General features: G+C 71.1%; 4 protein-coding genes. 2 read left to right on the top strand and 2 right to left on the bottom strand.

Annotated elements, in window-relative coordinates:
- Nucleotides 1–636: hypothetical protein (locus tag CCN56_RS36780; RefSeq protein ID WP_256962363.1), on the top strand; the 636-nt coding region annotated here is incomplete at its 5' end.
- Between the two features lie 33 nt (nucleotides 637–669).
- Nucleotides 670–1,233 (top strand): AAA family ATPase, encoded by a 564-nt coding sequence (locus CCN56_RS36775; RefSeq protein ID WP_086832071.1) that lies wholly within the window; start codon nucleotides 670–672, stop codon nucleotides 1,231–1,233.
- Nucleotides 1,234–1,241: 8 nt separating this feature from the next.
- Here CCN56_RS36775 and CCN56_RS36770 read toward each other — a convergent pair whose 3' ends face one another.
- Together CCN56_RS36770 and CCN56_RS36765 are read right to left on the bottom strand one after the other, a co-directional pair.
- Complete coding sequence (locus tag CCN56_RS36770) at nucleotides 1,242–1,649, bottom strand: linear amide C-N hydrolase (RefSeq protein WP_086832070.1); 408 nt, start codon at nucleotides 1,647–1,649, stop codon at nucleotides 1,242–1,244.
- Between the two features lie 13 nt (nucleotides 1,650–1,662).
- Nucleotides 1,663–2,235 (bottom strand): Uma2 family endonuclease, encoded by a 573-nt coding sequence (locus CCN56_RS36765; protein ID WP_086832069.1) that lies wholly within the window; start codon nucleotides 2,233–2,235, stop codon nucleotides 1,663–1,665.
- Between the last annotated feature and the right edge of the window lie 74 nt (nucleotides 2,236–2,309).

Genomic DNA, 2,309 nt, shown 5'->3' with positions numbered 1-2,309 from the left:
CCCCCCAACGCCCCCGCCCCGCACGGATGCGAGGTCTGCGGCGCGCAGCCCGCGGCGGCGGCGACGGTCCGGGCGCACCAGGGCATGATCGTCATCATGCGCACGGTCACCCGGCGCGGCGTCTACTGCCGCACCTGCGGTCTCGCCGTCTACCGGAAGATGACCTCCGACACCCTGGTGACCGGCTGGTGGGGCGTGCTCTCGCTGCTGGTCACGCCGTTCGTCGTGCTCGGCAACGTCCTCGGTGCCCGCGCCGCGTTCCACCGCCTGCCCGAGCCGCACGGCGCCTGGCGCCCGCCCCTGGACCCGGGCCGGCGGGTGCTGCGCCGTGCGCCCGCGATGCTGGTGCTGACCCCGTTCGCGCTTCTCGCGGCCGCGATCCCGACGCTCCTGCTCATCGGGCTGATCGCGGGCCCCGACGGTGACGGCGAGCGGGTCGGGCTCTCCGTCGGCGACTGCGTCCGCAACACCGCCGACTGGCCCGAGCAGTCGCTCCTGAAGGTGGACTGCGGCTCGACGGGCGCCGAGTACCGCGTGGCGGACGAGGCCTCCTGCGGGCCGGAGGACTACATCCTGCACGCCGAATACCAGGTGAACTCCCCGGGGAGGCCGGGCTACTGTGTGACGCCCCTGTGACCGTACGCCGCCGCTGAGAGGTACCGCTCCCGCATGACCTTCGAGAACGTCATCGTCGACAGCGTCGAACCCGCCCCCGGTACCGTGCTGTTGGCAGGGATCCCCGGCAGCGGGAAGTCGACGGTCGCGGCGGCCCTCGCGGCGCGCTTCGCCCGCGCCGCGCACATCGAGGTCGACCACCTCCAGGAGCTGATCGTCCAGGGCTGCCACTGGCCGACCCCGGACGGCGACCCGGAGGCGGACCGCCAGATCCTGCTGCGCGCCCGCAACGGCTGCCTGCTCGCGGGCAGCTTCGCCGCGGCCGGCTTCCTGCCGGTCCTCGACGACGTGGTCGTACGCCGCTCCCACCTGGACTTCTACCGCGCCCATGCCCAGGCGGTCCCGCTCCACGTGGTGATCCTGGCCCCGGGCCCGGACAAGGCCTGGGAGCGCAACAACGCCCGCCACAAGAAGCTGACGACGAACTGGGCCTTCCTGGACGAGGCCATGCGCGCGGAACTCTCGGGCGAGGGCGTCTGGATCGACAACGCGGACCAGACGGTGGAGGAGACGGTCGACGCGGTCCTCGCGGCGACGGGTCTGACGCCTGACGCCTGAGGCGACGCCTACGCCGACGCGAACTCGAACGGCTCGGTCGGCTCGTAGCGATCGCCGACGTCCCCGAGCAGCCCCTCCACCGAGAGGTCGAGCCGCGCCGCCCGGTCGAAGTCGAGCGCGTCGAGCCGGGTCCAGACGATGTCCGGGGAGAACGAGGACTCGAAGGCGTACACCCCGTTGGTCAGGTCCGCGAGGGTGCGCCAGATCGTCGACGAGATGTTCGGCCGGGCCGGGTCGGGGGTCCCGAACGGCTGGGCGGCGTTCCGCATGACGCTCAGGAGCGCCGCGTAGGCACGGGCCGGGGTGTCGGCCGGCGGCAGCCGGTCCACGTAGTAGGAGGCCCGGACGAAACGGTCGGCGGCCTCGGTGGTGCCCGGCAGGGGCGGTTCGCCGCCGAAGCCCTCGTACTGACGCAGGTGTGTGGCGCGCTCAGCCCTCGGAGCGCGGAAATCCGTCCGTCTTCACGACGATCTCGCGGCCTTCGAGGGGGAGGATCAGGTCCGCGCCGAAGGCGATCGTCTCCTGGTCGTCGTAGCTGCCTCGACGGGTGGGGCGGCTGTGGATCGTGCAGGTGTTGTCGGTCGGGTCGATGATCACGTAGATCGGGATCGCGCACTCGGCGTACATCCGGTACTTCTTCTCGAAGTCGATGTCCCGTGTGCTCTTGGAGACGACCTCAAGGACGGCCTCCAGGCTGTGCCACTCGAACCGGCCGCGAATGTTGCGCTCTGCCCCGGGGGCGACGATGGCCAGGTCGGGGGCGTAACCCCAGAGGCTCGAAGGGAAGTCGATCATGACGTCCGAGAGCACCTTGCCGTGCCCGGCGAGCTGCTTCTTGATCTGCGGGCCGGCCTCGATCAGGACGTCGGACTGGTCCTCGCTCTGCGGCGTCATGATGATCTTTCCGTCTGTGATTTCGACGCGGTAGCCGTCGGGCAGGTTGACGCCGTCCAGGACGTCCCAGGCGCTGTGGACGTCCCCGTCCACCTCTATGGTCGTCATGCGATCCTCCGTGTGTCGTCGCTCACAACGATAGCGGTCCCTCACCCCCGCGGCGCCCCCGTCGACCCCCGTAC

The organism is Streptomyces sp. NRRL B-24572, assembly GCF_002156145.1.
In the GTDB taxonomy this organism is placed as follows: Bacteria; Actinomycetota; Actinomycetes; order Streptomycetales; family Streptomycetaceae; genus Streptomyces; species Streptomyces vietnamensis.
This window is presented reverse-complemented; position numbering and strand designations above follow the sequence as displayed.

Coding starts and splice junctions, on each gene's coding strand:
- CCN56_RS36775 (WP_086832071.1), top strand. CDS start 670: ATGACCTTCGAGAACGTCATCGTCGACAGCGTCGAACCCGCCCCCGGT.
- CCN56_RS36765 (WP_086832069.1), bottom strand. CDS start 2,235: ATGACGACCATAGAGGTGGACGGGGACGTCCACAGCGCCTGGGACGTC.